Here is a 17,863-nt window from a genome sequence, read left to right as displayed (position 1 = left end):
CTACCACACCCCCCGCGAAATGTTCGCTACCCTCCTCATCGACGACCTACACCGCGTTGCGACCACCCCCTGATCTCGCCGACACTTTTGTTCCCCACCGGCCCGGCCGGCGCACCTAGAGCAGCCGGAGGCGATCGACTTCTTCGTCGCTGAGGACGGCGTCCAGACTCGCCAGCACTTCTAGTTCAGTTGAGGTCAAGCTCGGTGAACAACGTCAGCTGGATGCCGCCGGGGGTTTCCAGGCGGGCGTTCAGCGAGTTCCACGGGGTGCGGGTCGGCTCGGCGATCACCGAGGCGCCGGCGGCGGCCAGTGTGCGCGTCGTCTCCGCGGAGTCGTCGACCTCGAAGGCGACGCGGTACTTGCCGGCCACGCGGCGGCCGACCTCGACCTCGTCGATGAAGTCGGCCTGGCCCGGGTCGGCGATCTCGAGCGTGGCCCGTTCGACCTCGAGGATCGTCACCCGTCCGTTCTCCGACGAGTACGACGCCCGCTCCGGCAGCCCGAGCACGTCCCGGTAGAACGCCACCGCCTCCTCGTAGTCGTCCGCTGTCACGACCAACCGCAGTTCCTTGACCGTCATGGCGTCAGTATCGGGCCCTGATAGGGCTACCACCCCTGGGCCAGCGCAGTGGTCCGCGGTGCCGGGGTGAGGCGGTAGCCGGTGTTCGCCGAGAACTCGGCCGACAGGGCGAACCGGTCCCCGCGGACCACGGTGTGGCGCCACTCGACCGGGCGGTTCTGTGTGGTGCCCTGGCGAATGATGGAGAACACCGCGGCGTTGGCCGGGCAGTGCAGCAACACTCGCTCGGCCGGTGTCGGGTTGATGGCGCGGATGTCCTCGCGGCCGTGGTCGAGGCTGAGACCGGTCCGGACGGACAACTCGTTGTAGAGGCTGGTGTGGGTGAAGTCGGCGTCGAGAAGTGGTTCGGCGAGTGATGCGGGGAGCCAGACCCGGTCCAGGGCCAGCGGTTCGTCACCGGCGTACCGGAGCCGCTCGAGGTACAGCAGTGGGCTCGACGCCTCCAGGTCGAGCCGGGCCGCGATGACGCCGTCGGCTCTGATGTCGAGCGCCCGTACGACGCTGTGCTGTGCCAGACCGGATGCCTCGACGGACGAGAACAGGCTGTAGAGCGCGCCCATCGGCTGCCGGATCTCCGGCGCGGCCGCGACGCGGGGCTGGCGGCCGCGTTCGGCCACGATCAGGCCGTCGGAGCGCAGTTGGCCGAGTGCCTGCCGGACCGTGTGCCGGCTCACCTCGTAGTCCTCGACCAGAGCGAGCTCACCGGGGAAGGCCTCGTCGAACTCCCCGGACCGCAGCCGCCGGACCAGATCCTGCTGCATCTGCTTCCAGAGCGGCTGGCCGCCGGAGCGGTCGAGCCTGCGCACGGTCATCTCGGGGTGTCCTCCCAGTGGGCTTGCTAAATGTCCGGTCATCTCATAGCTTAAATGTGCGTACATTTCTGCGAAAGGAGCCGGCCCGATGGTGCAGGTCGAGGTTAGGCCACCCGTCACCCCGGTCGCTGCTCTTCACCACCCGCGCCTGCATGCTGCCTGGTCCGGAGTGACCCAGCGGGCCGTCGGCCTGCTCGTTGTGCTGGCCCTCGCCGCGATCGCACTCCCGCTCGGTCGACTCGTTCCGGTCGTCGGCGGTCCCGTGTTCGGGATCGTCCTCGGGGTGCTGGGCGGCTTGCTGATCCCGGCGCTGCGTGCCGAGCGGTGCCGGCCGGGCTACGACTTCGCCTCGAGGAACCTGCTCCAACTGTCGATCGTCATCCTCGGCACGGGCCTGTCTCTCCAGCAGGTGGCTCGCGTCGGCGCTTCATCGCTGCCGGTGATGCTCGGCACACTGGCGATCGCGCTCGGCGGCGCCTGGCTCTTCGGCCGACTGCTCGGCGTCCGCGGTGATACGCAGACGCTGATCGGCGTCGGTACGGCGATTTGCGGCGCATCCGCGATCGCGGCGGCAACAGCGGCGATCGGGGCGAAACGCTCCTCCGTTGCCTACGCACTGGCGACGATCTTCACCTTCAACGTGGTCGCCGTACTCACGTTCCCGCCGCTCGGCCACCTGCTCGGTCTCAGTCCGGAAGCCTTCGGACTGTGGGCCGGTACGGCGATCAACGACACGTCGTCCGTGGTCGCGGCCGGGTATGCCTACAGTCAGAGCGCCGGCGACCAAGCCCTCGTCGTCAAGCTGACGCGCTCGTTAACGCTCGTACCAATCGTTTTGGTGCTGGTCTTCCTCAAGTCGCGCCGCGATTCCCGGGTGGCCGGCGCCAAGACCAAGCTGCCCTGGCGCAAGCTGGTCCCGATGTTCCTGATCGGTTTCATCGCGGCCGCGGGTCTCCGGAGTGCAGGCGCCGTACCCGAGACCTGGCTGCCGACGCTCAGCCTGATCGGCACCTTCCTGATCACGTCCGCGCTGGTCGCGATCGGCCTCTCACTCCGGCCGAAGGAACTGCGCGACGCAGGACCCAGGCCGCTCCTGCTCGGAGCGATCCTCTGGATCCTGGTCGCGCTCGGCAGCCTCGGGCTTCAGTCGCTCTCGTAAGCGGCCTGGCGGACCTGGATCTTCTGGATCCGCGGTACGTCGAGCTTGCTGCTGCGGTCGAAGCGGTAGATGCCGTTCTCTTCCTGGAACACGTCGGTCAGCTGCGTGTAGCAGTAGCCGAACATCAGCGGGTTGTCGAGCAACGCGTCGACCAGGCCGGCGAAGCGGGTGTAGAACTCCTCCTCGTCCGCGACCCGCTGTCCGTAACCCCAGGAGTCCTCGCTGCGCCCGCTCTTGCCCGCGGCCGCCGCCTCCGCGTTCCACCAGATGCCGCCGAACTCACTGCAGAAGTACGGCTGGCCGGCGTACGGCTGGGAGATCGGTCGCCCGTTGTGCCCGCCGGTGTTCCCGTACGGCTTGTCGTCGACCAGGCCGGCCATCTGCTTCGCGAACTCGGTCGGGTCCTGCTCGTAGTTGTGCGAGTCCCACACATCGGTCTCCGGCACGCGGTGCGAGTAGCCGGACGCGTCGAGCACCGGCCGGGTGGTGTCGGCGGCCTTCGTGGCGAGGAACATCGCGCGGGTGACGTCGTCCAGCTGGGTGATCCGGTCATGCAGGAGTTGGTGTGTCTCGTTCAGCGGGCACCACCCGATGATCGACGGGTGGCTGTAGTCGCGCTCGACCGCTTCCAGCCACTGCGCGACGTACGACGCCGTCGGCTGCTGATTGTCGTTGCCTGTGTCACCGACTCCCGAGCCCCAGTCGCCGAACTCACCCCAGACCAGGTACCCGAGCCGGTCCGCGTGGTACAGGAACCGCTCCTCGAACACCTTCTGGTGCAGTCGCGCGCCGTTGAACCCGGCCGCGATACTCAACTCGATGTCGCGGACCAGCGCCTCGTCGGACGGCGCCGTCATCAGGCTCTCCGGCCAGTACCCCTGGTCCAGCACGAGCCGCTGGAACACATGCCTGCCGTTGATCAGGATCGCCTTGCCGTTGATCGACACCGAGCGCAGTCCGGCGTAGCTGTCCGCGGTGTCCACAACGTTGCCGTCGGCATCGATCAGTTCGAGGAGTACGTCGTACAGGTGCGGGTCGGTCGTGTCCCAGTGACGGACCCGGTTGGCCGGGATCTGCAGTGTGAGCCGGGGCGCGAGGTCGAGGTCGGCGCGGACCTCCGCCCGCGTGACCTCGCCGTCGCTGTCCTTCAGCGTCGCGCGGATCTTCCAGTCCGGCTTGTTCGCCGACACCGGTACTTCGAGGTGGAAGCTGGAGCCGGCCACGTCCGGGGTGATCCGGGGGCGGCCCAGGTGTACGGTCGGCACGGCCTCGAGCCAGACGGTCTGCCAGATGCCGGTGGTCCGGGTGTAGAGGCAGCTGTGGTTGAAGTAGAGCTGACTTTGCTTGCCGCGCGCCTGCGGGCCCTTGTGGGTGTCGCGGGCGCGGACCACGATCGTGGCCTCCTCGCCCGGCTGGGCGACCTTGCTCAGGTTGGCGCTGAACGGCGTGAAGCCGCCGCGGTGCCGGACCACCTCGACGCCGTTCACCCACACGGTCGCGTCGTGGTCGACCGCCTGGAAGTGGAGTACGGCGTCCTTGCCGGACCACTCGGCCGGGATCGTCACGGTCGTCCGGTACCAAACGGCTTCCAGGAAGTCGACGTTCTCGATCCCTGACAGTTGCGTCTCCGGCGCGAACGGGACGGTGATCCGCTGTGCCAGGTCGCGCTCGCGCACTCCGCGCTCCAGCCCGGAGTCCGACCGATCGACCTCGAACTGCCACTCACCGTTCAGATTCACCCACTCCGCCCGGATGAACTGCGGACGCGGATACTCGGCACGAGGCTGGCTCATTCGTACTCCCGGAAGCTGAAGCGCGGCGGTCGACAAGCACAGTACAACGTTGGAAAAACCCCGGCAACGCCTCGCCCACCAACTGCTGTCACCCCCTCGCACCCGGCTCCGCTCGCCACCGCTCGCCCGCGGGGAGTGGAAACCAGGTGATCGAGGGTGGGGGTGGTCGCCTAAGGTTCGTGGTGATGATGCGTTTCTGAAGGTGTGCGCAATGCGGCAGGTGGATGCATCCCTGCCGTACTTCGCGTGCGCCGCGATCTCGGCCACCTGTCGATCGCGACCTTCAGAGGATCATCGTGTCCAGAATCTCCGATCGCCTCGTCCTGCGCACGCTGGACGGGGCGGTAGACCTGCTTGTGCAGGACCTTCGATCACTGCCTTCCATTCACTCGATCCGTCAGACGTCTGCCGTCACCGTGGAGTGTGCGGTGGACGGACGGCTCGACGAACTCGCGGCCTGTCCGCTCTACTCGACCGCCGCGATCGTCTTGCCAGACGGGACAAACGGCTTGCTGCGACACCTCGAGCAGTCGATGGAGCACGGCGTACTCGCGACGCTGAAACCGTCTGGGTTTCGGGTCGGCGCTGACGAGGCCAGGCCCGATCTCATCGCAGCCGTCGAACACCACCTCGGGTGGGTGAATCGGCCCGGCGACTGGGACGTCAACCTCACGCGGACGGGAGATGGCTGGGTCGCCGAGGTCGGTCCGCTCGCGTGGATGCGCAGGTTCGGGCGGCTGGAACGGTTGCCGTGGTCAACCACTCCGCTCGTTGCCGAGGTCCTTGTCCGGCTGGCGAAAGTACACAAGGATCACCGGGTCCTCGACCCGTTCTGTGGGACGGGCACGATCCTCCTCGCCGTACGCCGTCGTGAGCCGACTGTGCACGTTGTCGGCGCCGATCACGATCCGCGGGCGATCGCGATCGCCAGGCGCAACACGATGCCCTCGGCCCAGCTGACCCAAGGCAAGGCGGAAGCTCTCCCTTTCCCGCCCGGCAGCATGGATCGGATCGTCACGAACCTCCCGTTCGGCAAACAGGTCGGCAGCCACTGCGCCAACCGCACGCTCTACCCGACCGTCCTCGCCGAGATCGATCAGGTACTCGCGATCGACGGGAGAGCCGTCCTCCTCACCGAGGACAAACGCCTGCTACGCGAAGCGATCGACCGTCAGAAGGCGCTCAAGGTCATCCGCCAACGCCTGCTCAGATACAACGGCGCCACCCCGACCGCGTACGTCCTCACCCGCACCCGTCGAGCCTCGAGGTGACAGGGTTTGCCTACATGCCCAGAAGGCGAGCGCCGTTGTCTCGGCAAACGGCGCGGAGCCAGTCGTCGCCCAGGTCCAGGGACTCGAGGGATGAGAGTTGTACGGCGTACTCGTAGGGGATGTTGGGGAAGTCGGTGCCGAGGACGATGCGGTCCTCCAACTCACCCAGGCGGGAGATCAGATCGCGGGGGAAGGGCATCAGAGACTCGGTGAACGGAGTCAACGCCATCGTCGTGTCGAGGTGGACGTTCGGGTACGACGTCAGTGCGAGGTGCTCGGCGTATTCGGGCATGCCCAGGTGAGCGATGACTGCGGTCAGCTGTGGGTGCTTCCGCAGTACCTCTCCGAACGGGCCCGGACCGGTGTGCCGGCCGGGGATCGGGCCGGAGCCGCAGTGCACGACGACCGGTACGCCGGCCTCGGCCAGCTGACCCCACACGTCATCGAGCCGGCCGGACCGCGGGTCGTAGTCGCCCACCTGCAGGTGGACCTTGAAGATCCGGGTGCCCAGCTCCAAAGCCTCGCGCACGTACGCGGCCGCGCCCGGTTCCGGATAGAACGTCCCACTGGGCACGCAACCCGGCGTCGACGCGGCGAAGTCTCGCGCCCAGACGTTGAGCCACGCGGCCATGTCCGGCTTGTGCGGATACACGAGCGCGGGAAACGCCCGAACCCCCAACGTCTGAAGGGTTTTCAGCCGCTCCTCGACCGACGTCCGGTAGGTGATCGGCCAGTCGGTGCCGTAGTGCTCCGAGGCGTGATCGAAGTACGCCCAGACGGCGTTCATCACCTGGTCCGGCAGGAAGTGCACATGCACATCCACCAGCCCGTCCAGCCCCAACCGCTGCCACCAGCCTGGAACGTCTTCGTCGCGCACGGGCCCAGCCTAGACACGCGGTGCGGTTGCGCGGCGACTACCTAACGACCCATAGTGACTTTGGGCATTAGAAACGAGAGGCAGGGTCATGGACTATCGGCCGGAGTTGGTCGGCGGACATCTCGCGCTCGATCTGGTCAACACCATGGCGTGGCGGTTGGACGATCGGCGCCGGATCGACCGGATCGCGGATCCGGTCGGCCTCCGGCGGTGGTTGACGGCGACGGGCTTTGATCCGGCCGGGGAAGATCCAGGTGAGCTGCGCCGCACGCTGGTGCGATGCCGTGAGACGGCTTATGCCGTCCTGCGTCCGCTCACGGCCGGCGACGAGCCTCGCGCCGCCGATCTCGCCGTACTGCGGGAGGTGGTCGAGGACGCCGTACGCAACGCCACCCTGGTCAGCGCACGGCCGTTGACCTGGCGCGCCGGGACCGTCGCCGGCCAGGTGCGGTTGGCCGTCTGGCGGTTCTTCGAGGAGGAGGACCTGCACCGGTTGCGGCAGTGCGCCGACAACGATTGCGGCTGGTTGTTCCTGGACCGCAGCAAGAACGGTTCGCGGCGGTGGTGCAGTTCGGCGGACTGCGGCAATCGGGCCCGGGCACGCAGGCATTACCAGCGTCACTCCGGAGCGCCGGCATGATCGCGATCGACCGGACCGCCTTCGCCGCTGGAGTCCGGCTCGGGCTCGGCCCGGCCGGTGCGTCGTTCGTCCTGGCGCTCAGCTTCGGTGCCGAAGCCGAGGCTCGGGGCTGGGGACTCGGGCTGCCTGTCCTGTTCTCAGCTCTGGCGTTCTCCGGATCCGCCCAGTTCACGTTGCTGACGGCCTTGTCCGGAGGGACTGTGGTGGCCGCCATCGCCTCGGCTGCCTTGATCAACGGGCGCTATCTCGTCATGAGCATCGCCCTGAACGACAGCCTGCACGGCAGCCGGCTGTCCCGGGCACTCCAGGCCCAGGCCCTCGTGGACGCCTCGTTCGTCTTCGCTCACCGCGACGACGGACGGTACGACGTGTCCCGCTTGATCGGCGTCAGCCTGCCGCAATGGATCGCCTGGGTGCTCGGGACCGCGGTCGGCGCACTGACCGCTCCTTCGCCTGAGCTGATGCACCGGCTCGGGCTCGACGTCGTGTTCCCCGCGTTCTTCCTGGTGCTCGCGCTGGACGAACTGAGGCGGTCCCGTCGAGCGTTCGCCGCGTCGCTGCTCGGTGCCGTTATCGCCGCGGCCTTGTTGCTGGTGACCGATCCGGGCTACGCCCTGCTCGGCGCCACGGCCGCCGCACTGATCGGCCTGATTCCGGAGCGCGGCTCCGAGCCCGCGAAGCTTACGGAGGAGCCGTCATGAGGCTCTGGCTGGCCGCGCTGGCCGTCACCGTCGTCAACTGGCTCCTGAAGGCCGGTGGCCCGCTGTCGATCGGTGAACGCAGGCTGCCGCCGGCGGCGATCCGGGTGGTCGGTCTGATCGCTCCCGTGCTGCTGGCGGGTCTCATCGTGACAGAACTCGGCGGCAAGCGACTGGACTGGACACAACTCGCCGGAGTCGGTGCCGCCGGCATCCTTTCTGTTCTGAGACTTTCGCTGTTGCCGGCGGTCGCCGCGGGCATCGCCCTGACCGCCGGGCTGCGGCTGCTGCTCGGCTGACCAGGTCGAGAGGTCAGGACTCTGCGAGCCAGGAGAGTAGGCGGCCCTGGGACCAGGAGCGGCCTAGGGACTCGGCGTGGAGGGTTGAGTGGTCGAAGACGGCCAGGCCGATGATGCTGTGGCCGGAGGCGGGGCGGTCGCCGAAGGTTGGGATCGCCGGCGCGACGCCGACTCCCTCCACGGACACCCACGCCACCGGCCGGTTGGTGGCCGCTTCGTCGAGGCGGTGCAGGAAGCGCAGACGGCTCTCGAGCGAGAATTTCGACAGCGTCCACGTCGTGGTGACGACAGGCAGGGCGTCCGCGGGCACGCTTGCGAAGGCGTCGGGCAGCACCTCGACGGCGTCACCTCGCATGAGCAGCGGAGGCGCACTCGCCGCCAACGCCAGCTCCGCCTCGAGCCTCGCCATGTGCACTGCTTGATCTGGCCACACGCAGGCGCGCAACCATCGGGCCTCATCCGCGTCGGTCAGGTCGACCGGATCGAGGTCGACGCCGACCCGGCCGACGACTTCAGGTATCGCCCGCGCCGGAACTGGCCGGTCGCCCACGATCGAAGCCGACAGCTGCACGGGAGACGACGGATCGCCCAGCGATTGTCCGTTGCTGTACGCGATGCCAATCCGATCGACGGTGAGATTGAACCCGGCCGAACAGCCCACATCGATCAGCCCGACCGCGTTCGCGCCGACCCGGCGCGCTGCCTCGGCGATGGCCGGATACAGCACGGCGCCGCGCCCGGTCTCATTGGTCCACGGCTTCCGGCGTACGGCGATGGCCACGACCGAGTCGGTCATGCGCAGCAATGTGTCGATCGCCGCGCCGGCGGCAGCGTCGCTGTCCGCAGCGGCATAGGACGCGCTCAGTGCCGGGGCGCGTCCGGCGAGGGCGAGGTCGTGCAGCGCGGCGAGGATCACCTTGGGGTGCCGCTTGCGCGCCGGCGCCGTCTCGATGGCGCCCAGCGCCTCCTCGGACTCGCTCAGCGCCACGGCGACGCGCTCGTACAGCGGCGATGTGCCGGCGGCGTCGACCTCACCAAAGTGCCGATACACCTGAGCGAGTGCGCGGACCCTTCCCACGGATGGCGAGTCTAGGTCAGCGCGGACGGAAGGGGTCGTCGGCGGGGAGCCAGATGCCTGGGTCGGTCAGGTCGATCGCCACGTCGTCGGTGAGCGCCGACAGAGCGGCCCGTACGGCGGCGCGCGGCTCATCGCGGCGGGACACCAGCGCCCACGTCCAGACCGGCACCGGATCGGCCACCGGCCGACGGACCATATCCCGGGGCAGCGGCGTCGCGTCTCGCTTGGGCGAACTCACGACCGGTCGGCGCAGACGTCGTACGTGATCGAAGAACGCCGGCCCGGTGATCCCGTGATCGTCGATCCGGACCAGCTCGGCGCCGGTCGCCCGGGCGAACTCCACCGCGTAGATGTTCCATGACGCCCACGTCGCGGTGTCGGTGTCCAGCAGGACCGCTGTGTCCTTCGCGCGTACGGCGGACTCGTCCGGACCCAACGACACGGCGGACAACCGGTCCGCGCCGATCAGCCGGCCGTCGAGGTCCTGCTCGGCCAGATCGGTGGCTCGGACCCAGCAGATAGCCAGGTCGACGCTGCCATCGGCGACCCGGCCCGCCTGCGTGTGCGAGGGCATCACCCACGCGTCGACCCGCAGCTGCGCGACCCCCGAGGTGCGCTCGGCCAGATCGGCCGGACGCCAACTGACGTATCCGAGCCGCACCGGCTCACTCGCCGCGAAGCCGGCCGCCGTACGGCGCAACGCGTCGGCCTGCTCGAGCAGGGCGCGCGTCTGTGGGAGCAGCCTCTCGCCGATAGCCGTCAGGGTCACGGTACGGCGATCGCGCTCGAACAACCGGACGCCGAGGTCGCGCTCCAGCGATTTGATCTGCTGCGACAGCGACGGCCCGGCGATGTGCAGACGGGCGGCGGCGCGACCGAAGTTCAGCTCCTCCGCCACCGCCACGAAGTACCGCAACTGCCGCAGTTCCACGCACTGATCGTAGTAGGCCGGGCCTCCCAGCTGAGAGAAAACCGGTCGTGGAAAACCTCAGATGGTTCGACAACTATCGAAGTACAACCTTCGAGAAAGAGAGAACCATGAGTTCCCAGAAAGTCGCCGTCGTGACCGGTGCGTCCCAGGGCATCGGTGCGGCCCTCGTCGCGGCGTACCGCAAGCTCGGCTATGCCGTCGTCGCCAACTCCCGCACGATCGCACCGTCGGACGACCCGCTGGTGCTGACCGTGCCGGGCGATGTTGCCGAGCCGGGCCTGGGCAAGCGGATCATCGAGGCCGGGCTGCACGAGTTCGGCCGGATCGACACGCTGGTCAACAACGCCGGTGTCTTCCTCGCCAAGCCGTTCATCGAATACACCGCCGCGGACTACGACCTCGTCCTCGGGGTCAACCTGCGCGGGTTCTTCGAGCTCAGCCAGAGCGCCGCCGAGGCGATGCTGGCGCAGGGCGGCGGTCACATCGTCAACATCACCACCACCCTGGCCGATCACGCCCTCAGCACCGTGCCGTCCGCGCTGGCATCGCTCACCAAGGGCGGGCTGAACTCGGTCACGAAGTCGCTCGCCACCGAATACGCCTCCCGGGGCATCCGGGTCAACGCCGTTGCCCCCGGCGTCGTCCGTACGCCGATGCACCCGGCCGAGACGCATGAGTTCCTGGCCGCGCTGCACCCGGTCGGCCGGCTCGGTGAGATCGACGAGATCGTCGACGCCGTCATCTACCTGGAGGGCGCCGCGTTCGTGACCGGCGAGATCCTGCACGTCGACGGCGGCCAGCAGGCCGGTCACTGATGGCGCTTCCCTCGTTCGCCCCCAAACCCAACTCAGGAGAATTCTCATGACCGAACTCGACATCCTGCACACCGTCCTCGACGAGTGGAAGGCCGGCGTCGACGCCCACGAGCCGAAGCGGGTCGCGTCGACCTTCACCGACGACGCGATCTTCCAGGGCCTGCACCCGTACGGCGTAGGCCCGGACGACGTGGCCGAGTACTACGACTCACAGCCGCTCGGCATGAGCGCGTCGTACCGCATCGTCGAGCACCGGCGGCTGGCCGACGACCTGATCCTGGGGTACGCCGCGGTCGACTTCTCGTTCACCGACCGGCCGACGTTGCCGCTGTACCTGAGTGTGATCCTGCGCCAGGTCGGTGACTCCTGGCTGATCGCGCACTATCAGGTCTCGCGGCTCCCCGAGGTCTGATCGGACAGCCACAGGTTGGTGAGCCCTTTGAAATGGATGAGGAACTCCTCCTGCTCGTGGGCGGGGTAGGTGCCCGCGACGGTCTCCCGGAGCAGGCGGTCGAAGTCGGCGCCGCCGACCCACTCGCGGACGCGGGCGTCGAAGTCGGGCAGGTGCTCGGCACACCATTCGTGGTACTTCGCGGTCTCGAAGTGCTCGTCGGCCAGGGCCAGATACGCGTCGAGTTTGGCGTCGTAGTCGAGCGACTCGTCGTCGGCGATCGCGAAGTACCGCTCGGTGTGCAGGTCGATCTTGCTGCGCCGGCCGGTCGCCAGTGAGAACACCGACCACTTCACCAGCGCGCTGATCGCCCACGGGAAGTAGTAGTGCAGCGACGTCACCGCGACGTCCGGGCAGGCGTTGGCGTAGTCGATCGGGTAGACGTCGTCACCCTTGACCAGCATCTCGCAGGAGTTGAACTCCCAGCCGAAGAACGCGTTCACGATCCGGCTGATCGCCACCGCCTGGTGCCCGGCCGACGGGCTGAGGAAGTCGTGCGAGACGGCGTACCGGTTGTGCATCGGCTCATCCGGGCGGAAGTCCATCACCATCGTCTCGGCGCCGATCGACAGCGCCCGGGCGAACTTGTCGTACTCGACGGTCGCCTGCAGGTGCATCAGCATCTCGCCGGACTCGTCGTATGCCGTGTGCAGGTCGTCCTGGTTGTTGATCCGGGACACGCCCCGCCAGCCGCCGCCGTCGAACGGCTTCATGTACAGCGGGTAGCCGAGGTCGGCGGCGATCGCGTCCAGGTCGAACGACTTGTTGTACTTCGCCGACGTGTAGGCCCAGCGGACGTTGTCGAGCGGGTTCTTGTACGGCACCAGCACGGTCCGCGGGATCTTCAGCCCGAGCCGGAGCATCGCGCAGTACGCCGAGTGCTTCTCCATCGCCTGGAACGTGAACGGCGAGTTCAGCAGGTAGGTGCCGTTCATCAGCGCGGCCTTCTTCAGCCACTCGCGCGGGTGGTAGTACCAGTACGCGAGCCGGTCGATCACCAGCCCGACCCGGACCGGGTCGTTCAGGTCGAACGGCTCGATGGTCAGCCGCCGGGACCCGAACTCGTGCTCGTGCCCGTCGAGGCTGACCGGCCCGACCCGCTGCAGCAGCGCCTCGAACGCCTGCGGCCAGTCCTCCTCGGCTCCAAGCAACAACCCGATCAAATGCCGCGAGCGATCAGCCACAGTCATCCTCCGTACGTCGGCGTGCTTCGAGGGTAGGGACGTTCCGCCCGCCCGTCGACCGCACCGGCGCCCGGCGACGCGCTACGCCCGCTTGAGTTCGAGCACGGGAATGGTGCGGACCCCGGCAGTCCGGCGTTCGTACTCGGCGAATCCTGGGTAGCGTCGCGCCTGTTCGGCGTAGATGCGGTCCCGCTCGGCGCCGGTCAACTCGCGGACGCTCACCTTGTAGATCTCGGTTCCGCGTTCGATGGTGCCGTCTCCGGCGGCCGTCAGATTGCGGTACCAGTCCGGGTTGGTCGGTGCCCCGCCCTTGGTGGCGAAGACGTAGATCGTGTCCGGCTCGGTCTCGTCCGGGAGGTACATCGTCGGGACGACGTACTCCCGGCCGCTCGTGCGACCGCGGGTATGCAGCAGGGTCATCGGAGCGCCCTCGAAATTTCCGCCGACCCTGCCCTCGTTCGCCCGGAACTCCTCGATGGTCTTCGTGTTCCAGTCGCTCATCGCGAATCTCCTTGTCGTTCGTGGTCCCGGGTAGGAGCCGGGAGGCGGGCCACTTGCGAGTGTCGCCGCCGGGCAGCTGAGCAGGCATCACTGGATTCAGGTGATTCGCGGAACCGATCTCCTAGCAGAACCGCGGCAGGTGATGGGCGATCTGCCGGCGCCACCAGGGCCAGTCGTGCGCTACGTCGTACCCCCAGAGATCGAAGTCATGGGGGATGCCCTTCGCCTCCAGTACAGCGGCGGTCGCGCGAGCCGACGGCAGCGAGCCGGTGGGGTTGGTCTCCCAATCGCCCTGACCGACCGTGAGCACGATGAAGATCCGGTCGCGCAGCCACTGCAGGTGGTCGCCCTCGAGGTTCGGCAAGTAGTCGATCGGGTTGTTGAAGTACGTCGCCTCGCCGCGCTCACCCCACGCGTGCCAGCTGGCCGCGTCGTAGTTGCCGGACTGGCAGATCGCGATCGGGAACAGATCCGCCCGTTTGAACGCGAAGTTGAGCGCGTGGAAGGCGCCGAGGCTACAGCCTGTGGTGATGATGTCACTCACACCCGGGGAGTCCGAGCCGATCATCGGGACCACCTGATCGACGATCCACGACTCGTACAGCCCGTGCCGGCGGGCGCGGTCCTCGAGCTGGATGCTCCGGTCCGACCAGCTGACGTGGTCGAAGGAGTCCACGCAGTACAGCTTCACCCGGCCGGCCTCGATCAGGTCCGCGACCGCGTCGACCATGCCGTTGCTCTCGTAGTCCCAGGCCCGGCCCTGTTCGCTCGGGAAGACCAGCACCGGGCGGCCGAAATGCCCGTAGCGGATCACCGTCCCGCGGCGGTCAAGCCCCGGTGCCTCCAACTCGACCTGCTCCCGCTCCATCAGCCCCACCCCAGGTCTGTCGCAGTAGATCCGTGAGATCAGGATCCAGCACATCACGCCAGGCTGTGAAGTTGTGCATGTCCGGCGTTTCGCCGAACGCCACAGCGAGCCCGAGCTCGGCCAGTTTCGCCGCCATCACCCGGTTGTTGTGCACGTTCTCCTCGGAGGTCCCGGCGGTCATCCCGACCAGCGGCGTACTCGGCGCCGTGGTTGCCGTCAGCACCTGCTTCACGAAGCCGGTGACCCGGGCGTAGAACTCGAACTTCGACTCCTGCGGGTCCGTCTCCGGTGTGAAGAACGACCCGGACTGCAGGAACAGCCCGTCGAAGGTGCCGGGATAGTGCCATTCCGCGTGCAGCGCCGCGAGCGCTCCCAGGCTCGCGCCCATCATCACCGGCTTCCGGCTCCGGTACTGCGCCTGGACGGCAGGGAGCACGTGCTGCGTCAGGGCCTCGGCGTACTGCGGGTTGGCGGCGTACCAGAGGTTGCGGGCGGTGGGGTGGATCAGGACGAGCCGGAACGGCGCCAGGCTTGCAGAGGCGACCATCGCGCCGGCGTAGTGGGTCAGACCGGCGTACGTGGCGAACTCCGGACCGTCGTGGGCGAGCAGGAGCGGGAGCTCGAAGGTCGGCGCGATGCCTTCCGGTGCCCAGACCTGCGCGTCGACCGGCCCGAGCGGGGACTCCACGGTGAGCGGGGTCAGCGTCGACGCGATCGACTCAGCCGTGATCCAGGCGGGCTCGACGTACCCGGGGAGTGGCAGCCAGGAGTGCTCACCGAAGGCGCCGCCGACGAGCCGTGAGTTGGTCGGATCGGTCCGCATCCCGAGGTCGGCGATGTCGAACAGGTACTCCATCCGGTGCACGGACGGCCGCGGCAGGCGCAGCTCCCACCCGTAGTCGACCGGCTTGAACTCGAGCAGCTCGGCCGCGAGCCCGAGCTCCTGCCAGAGCCGGACGCCGGTGAAGGCATGCGAAGGGTCGCCGAGGCGGAACACCACCTCGGCCCCTTCGACCGCACTCAGCACAGCAGGCATCCGACCAAGGTACAACCGGAATCACTGACAACAGGTGTCAGTGATAGCGGTCTATCGTTGGATCGTGGTCGATCTCACGGACATCAGGGCAGTCACGGCGGACCTGCCGCGCAGCTACGAGGTGCTGGTGCGCGACCGGATCAAGTTCCGGGTCGGGCAGATCGTGTACCTGGCGGTGGCGCCGGACGAGCAGACGATCGGGATCGGGTTCCCGCGGGAGGAGCGAGCCGCGGCGCTGGCCGCCGAGCCGGACAAGTTCCTGCCGCCGCGGCCCTCGGACGAGCGGTTCCGGTGGATCGAGGTGCGGCTGGCCGCGCTCGAGTTCGACGAACTCCGCGAGCTGATCCTGGACGCCTGGGCGATGTGCGTCCCGAAGAAGGTCCGGGCCGACTACTTCGGCGAGTCGTAAGTCTGGGCCCAGGGCAACCATCTCATCCCCTGGTAGTAGGACAGAACCATTCCGATGGCCGATGGCCGACGGCGTTGCGCGGAGCACTCTTGAGGATGTGACCGGAGATTTCCTGCCCCGGCGCCGGCAGGCGTCGGTCCTCAGCCAAGCCCTGACCATTGTGATCGTGCTCGCCGTCGTGGGCCTGGCGGCCTATCTGTTCAGCTAGGAGTCCCAGCGGACGTCGGCCTCGCCCGGGCGGACCACGCCGGCCTCGTAGGCGACCACGACCGCCTGCACCCGGCTGGACAGGCCCAGCTTCGACAGCACGCTGCTGACGTGGGTTTTCACCGTCGTCTCGCTGACGAACAGCTTGGTGGCCAGGTCCCGGTTCGACAGGCCGCGGGCCATCCAGACCAGGATCTCCCGCTCCCGCTCGCTCAGATGTGCCAGCAGCCCGACCCACCGCGGATCCGGTTGCGCCGGCGCGGGTTCCGCCGTACCGCCGACCTGGCGCTCGAGCTCCATGCACCGCTCCAGCAGCACCCGCGTCGACGCCGGGTCGACCAGCGAGTCGCCCCGGTACACCGCGCGTACCGCTGACACCAGCAGGTCCGGATCGGTGTCCTTGAGCAGGAACCCGGACGCCCCGGCCCGGACCGCGCTCAGGACGTACGCCTCGTCGTCGAACGTCGTCAGCACCAGTACGGCGGGACGCGAACGGCCGGCCGCCTTGTTGGCGGACGTGATCCGCTCGGTCGCGACCAGCCCGTCCATCACCGGCATCCGGATGTCCATCAGGACCACGTCCGGGTCGTACTGCTCGATCAGCCGGAGCGCCTCCTCGCCGTCCCCGGCCTGGGCGACCGTGGTCAGGTCCGGTTCGTGGTCGAGGATCATCGCCAGACCCATCCGGATCACGCCCTGGTCGTCGGCGACCAGGATCCGGATCTGCCCGGACTCCGGCTCGTTCACTTCTGCGGCGGCAGCCATGCCTGCACCCTCCATCCACCCAAGGGGCCGGCCGCGACGGCCAGTGTGCCGCCGACCGCCGTCGCCCGTTCCCGCATCCCGATCAGTCCGTTGCCGCGGCCGCTCTCGCTCCGCCGGGCCGTCTCCAGCACGTTCACCGGCGGCGGCCCGCCGCTGCCGTTGTCGTCGATGGTCAGCAGCTCGCCCTCCGGCCCACTCTGCCAGGTGACCCGAGCGGCGGTCGCCTTGGCGTGGACCATCACGTTGGTCAGTGCCTCCTGGATGATCCGGACCGCGGTCAGGTCGGTGGCCGAGGTCAGCTGCCGCTGCCGCGACGGCAGGTTCATACTCACGTCGATGCCGACGGCCTTCAGCCGGTCGCCCATCCGCGCGACGTCGGACAGATCCGGGACCGGTGTGGTCCCGCCGCCGGAGCCCGGCGAGGCTCCGTCGACGCCCGGCGACGCGGTGTTGAGGACCCGGACCGTCTCCCGCATCGCAGTCAGTGCTTCCTTGCCGCTGGCAATGATCCAGCGGATCGCCTCGCGCAGCACCTCGGGCCGCTGGTCGGCGACCCGGTCGGCGGCTTGGGCCCGGATCACGACCGCGCTGACGTGGTGGGAGATGACATCGTGCAGGTCGCGGGCGATCCGGGTGCGTTCCGCGACGGCGGCCCGCTCGGCCTCGACCGCGCGCAGCCGGACCAGTTCGGCGTTCCGCTGCTCCAGCAGGGCGACCGACTTCCGCCGCCGCCGGGCGTCCGCACCGAGCAGCACCATGCCGCAGATCAGCGCCTCGGCGAACACGAACAGCGAGACGTCGATGTAGCTGTAGAGGCTCGACAGATCCCTGGGCAGCTTCTGGTACCGATCGCCGTACAGGATCGCGCGGTTCGCGTGGCTGAGGACGATCGCGACCACGGTCGGCAGGCCGATCATCAGTGCGGCCAGGCTGCCCATGGTGAAGAACAGACAGGTGAAGCGCCGTACGCCGCTCGATGCGGCCAGATATCCGACGACGAGGAGCGGGACCAGGTGGATCTCGGACTGCAGTGCGGCGTCGCTGATCTCGGGCTGGCCGAAGACCGTGATCCCGACCTGGGCGGCCAGGCCGGTGCCGACCGCGGCGTACAGGAAGGGGTAGAGCACCGAGACGATCACCAGCATCGTGCGCGGGATCCGCCGGCCGAAGGCGACGGTGGCGACCAGGAAGACGCCGGTCACCACCGAGACGGCCGGGTTCTGCGGTCGCAGCCCGCTGCCGTTGATGAGGTTCAGTGCCGTGAACCAGACCAGCCCGATGAGCGCAGCGAGCAGCAGATCCTGCTGCGGCTGCGTCAACCGGCGCCAGATACTCATCACGTCGCCCAGCGTAGTCAGCCGGCGTTCGCCGAAGCTTCATCTGCCCGGAGGGGCAGGCTCTCCAACTTTTGGAGGAGGCTCGGCGTCCGAATTGATACTCAGGGGCTACGGATGGGACGTCAGGACGGTCCCTGGGACCGATGTGCCG

General features: G+C 68.3%; 20 protein-coding genes. 8 read left to right on the top strand and 12 right to left on the bottom strand.

Annotated elements, in window-relative coordinates; genetic code table 11:
* Positions 1-185: 185 nt before the first annotated feature.
* Together ACXC9Q_RS40665 and ACXC9Q_RS40660 are read right to left on the bottom strand one after the other, a co-directional pair.
* Positions 186-581, bottom strand: a complete 396-nt coding sequence (locus ACXC9Q_RS40665; protein WP_457062264.1) for a VOC family protein — start codon at positions 579-581, stop codon at positions 186-188.
* Between the two features lie 26 nt (positions 582-607).
* A complete protein-coding gene (locus ACXC9Q_RS40660) occupies positions 608-1,393 on the bottom strand; it encodes a GntR family transcriptional regulator (RefSeq protein ID WP_457062262.1) in 786 nt (261 codons plus the stop codon).
* A gap of 88 nt (positions 1,394-1,481) precedes the next feature.
* On the opposite strand from ACXC9Q_RS40660, the gene ACXC9Q_RS40655 reads away from it, so the two are divergent.
* The gene (locus tag ACXC9Q_RS40655; RefSeq protein WP_457062260.1) at positions 1,482-2,552 is read left to right on the top strand and encodes a YeiH family protein; all 1,071 of its coding nucleotides are present in this window, start codon (positions 1,482-1,484) and stop codon (positions 2,550-2,552) included.
* Here the strand turns inward: ACXC9Q_RS40655 and ACXC9Q_RS40650 are convergent.
* Positions 2,537-4,345 carry a glycoside hydrolase family 2 protein gene (locus tag ACXC9Q_RS40650; protein WP_457062258.1) on the bottom strand — a complete coding sequence of 603 codons (1,809 nt, stop codon included), beginning with the start codon at positions 4,343-4,345 and terminating at the stop codon, positions 2,537-2,539. The genes ACXC9Q_RS40655 and ACXC9Q_RS40650 overlap by 16 nt on opposite strands.
* A 296-nt stretch (positions 4,346-4,641) precedes the next feature.
* Between ACXC9Q_RS40650 and ACXC9Q_RS40645 the strand changes: the two genes are divergently transcribed.
* On the top strand, positions 4,642-5,616 hold the full coding sequence (locus tag ACXC9Q_RS40645; protein WP_457062256.1) for a TRM11 family SAM-dependent methyltransferase: 975 nt from the start codon (positions 4,642-4,644) through the stop codon (positions 5,614-5,616).
* Positions 5,617-5,626: 10 nt separating this feature from the next.
* Here the strand turns inward: ACXC9Q_RS40645 and ACXC9Q_RS40640 are convergent, their stop codons facing one another.
* Positions 5,627-6,493 (bottom strand): amidohydrolase family protein, encoded by an 867-nt coding sequence (locus ACXC9Q_RS40640; RefSeq protein ID WP_457062254.1) that lies wholly within the window; start codon positions 6,491-6,493, stop codon positions 5,627-5,629.
* Between the two features lie 88 nt (positions 6,494-6,581).
* Between ACXC9Q_RS40640 and ACXC9Q_RS40635 the strand changes: the two genes are divergently transcribed.
* From ACXC9Q_RS40635 to ACXC9Q_RS40625, 3 genes are read left to right on the top strand one after another with little or no spacing between them, the layout of a single operon-like run.
* Positions 6,582-7,133 (top strand): CGNR zinc finger domain-containing protein, encoded by a 552-nt coding sequence (locus ACXC9Q_RS40635; RefSeq protein WP_457062252.1) that lies wholly within the window; start codon positions 6,582-6,584, stop codon positions 7,131-7,133.
* Complete coding sequence (locus tag ACXC9Q_RS40630; RefSeq protein WP_457062250.1) at positions 7,130-7,834, top strand: AzlC family ABC transporter permease; 705 nt, start codon at positions 7,130-7,132, stop codon at positions 7,832-7,834. The genes ACXC9Q_RS40635 and ACXC9Q_RS40630 overlap by 4 nt, the downstream gene beginning before the upstream one ends.
* Positions 7,831-8,130 carry an AzlD domain-containing protein gene (locus ACXC9Q_RS40625; RefSeq protein ID WP_457062248.1) on the top strand — a complete coding sequence of 100 codons (300 nt, stop codon included), beginning with the start codon at positions 7,831-7,833 and terminating at the stop codon, positions 8,128-8,130. The genes ACXC9Q_RS40630 and ACXC9Q_RS40625 overlap by 4 nt, the downstream gene beginning before the upstream one ends.
* 13 nt (positions 8,131-8,143) lie before the next feature.
* On the opposite strand, the gene ACXC9Q_RS40620 is transcribed toward ACXC9Q_RS40625, so the two are convergent.
* A complete protein-coding gene (locus ACXC9Q_RS40620) occupies positions 8,144-9,208 on the bottom strand; it encodes a DUF2332 domain-containing protein (protein ID WP_457062246.1) in 1,065 nt (354 codons plus the stop codon).
* Positions 9,209-9,224: 16 nt separating this feature from the next.
* A complete protein-coding gene (locus tag ACXC9Q_RS40615) occupies positions 9,225-10,139 on the bottom strand; it encodes a LysR family transcriptional regulator (RefSeq protein WP_457062244.1) in 915 nt (304 codons plus the stop codon).
* A gap of 107 nt (positions 10,140-10,246) precedes the next feature.
* On the opposite strand from ACXC9Q_RS40615, the gene ACXC9Q_RS40610 reads away from it, so the two are divergent.
* Positions 10,247-10,954, top strand: coding sequence for an SDR family NAD(P)-dependent oxidoreductase (locus ACXC9Q_RS40610; protein WP_457062242.1), 708 nt, complete (start codon positions 10,247-10,249; stop codon positions 10,952-10,954).
* 46 nt (positions 10,955-11,000) lie between these two features.
* On the top strand, positions 11,001-11,366 hold the full coding sequence (locus tag ACXC9Q_RS40605; RefSeq protein WP_457062240.1) for a YybH family protein: 366 nt from the start codon (positions 11,001-11,003) through the stop codon (positions 11,364-11,366).
* Here ACXC9Q_RS40605 and ACXC9Q_RS40600 read toward each other — a convergent pair.
* From ACXC9Q_RS40600 to ACXC9Q_RS40585, 4 genes are all read right to left on the bottom strand, one after another.
* Positions 11,339-12,589, bottom strand: coding sequence for an ATP-grasp domain-containing protein (locus ACXC9Q_RS40600; protein ID WP_457062238.1), 1,251 nt, complete (start codon positions 12,587-12,589; stop codon positions 11,339-11,341). The two genes, ACXC9Q_RS40605 and ACXC9Q_RS40600, sit on opposite strands and share 28 nt — an antisense overlap.
* 81 nt (positions 12,590-12,670) lie before the next feature.
* A complete protein-coding gene (locus ACXC9Q_RS40595; RefSeq protein WP_457062236.1) occupies positions 12,671-13,090 on the bottom strand; it encodes a nitroreductase family deazaflavin-dependent oxidoreductase in 420 nt (139 codons plus the stop codon).
* A gap of 121 nt (positions 13,091-13,211) precedes the next feature.
* Positions 13,212-13,958: an esterase family protein gene (locus ACXC9Q_RS40590; protein ID WP_457062234.1), complete on the bottom strand. Its 747-nt coding sequence runs from the start codon at positions 13,956-13,958 to the stop codon at positions 13,212-13,214.
* Positions 13,918-14,994, bottom strand: coding sequence for an alpha/beta hydrolase (locus ACXC9Q_RS40585; protein WP_457062232.1), 1,077 nt, complete (start codon positions 14,992-14,994; stop codon positions 13,918-13,920). Before ACXC9Q_RS40585 ends, ACXC9Q_RS40590 begins: the two co-directional genes overlap by 41 nt.
* 64 nt (positions 14,995-15,058) lie before the next feature.
* Between ACXC9Q_RS40585 and ACXC9Q_RS40580 the strand changes: the two genes are divergently transcribed.
* A complete protein-coding gene (locus ACXC9Q_RS40580) occupies positions 15,059-15,403 on the top strand; it encodes an MmcQ/YjbR family DNA-binding protein (RefSeq protein ID WP_457062230.1) in 345 nt (114 codons plus the stop codon).
* Positions 15,404-15,607: 204 nt separating this feature from the next.
* On the opposite strand, the gene ACXC9Q_RS40575 is transcribed toward ACXC9Q_RS40580, so the two are convergent.
* The gene (locus ACXC9Q_RS40575) at positions 15,608-16,375 is read right to left on the bottom strand and encodes a response regulator (RefSeq protein ID WP_457062228.1); all 768 of its coding nucleotides are present in this window, start codon (positions 16,373-16,375) and stop codon (positions 15,608-15,610) included.
* Positions 16,354-17,712: a sensor histidine kinase gene (locus tag ACXC9Q_RS40570; protein WP_457062272.1), complete on the bottom strand. Its 1,359-nt coding sequence runs from the start codon at positions 17,710-17,712 to the stop codon at positions 16,354-16,356. The genes ACXC9Q_RS40575 and ACXC9Q_RS40570 overlap by 22 nt, the downstream gene beginning before the upstream one ends.
* Between the last annotated feature and the right edge of the window lie 151 nt (positions 17,713-17,863).

Source organism: Kribbella sp. CWNU-51, assembly GCF_054073265.1.
Note: the sequence above shows the minus strand (reverse complement) of the source record. Positions and strands in the feature narration are given on the sequence as shown.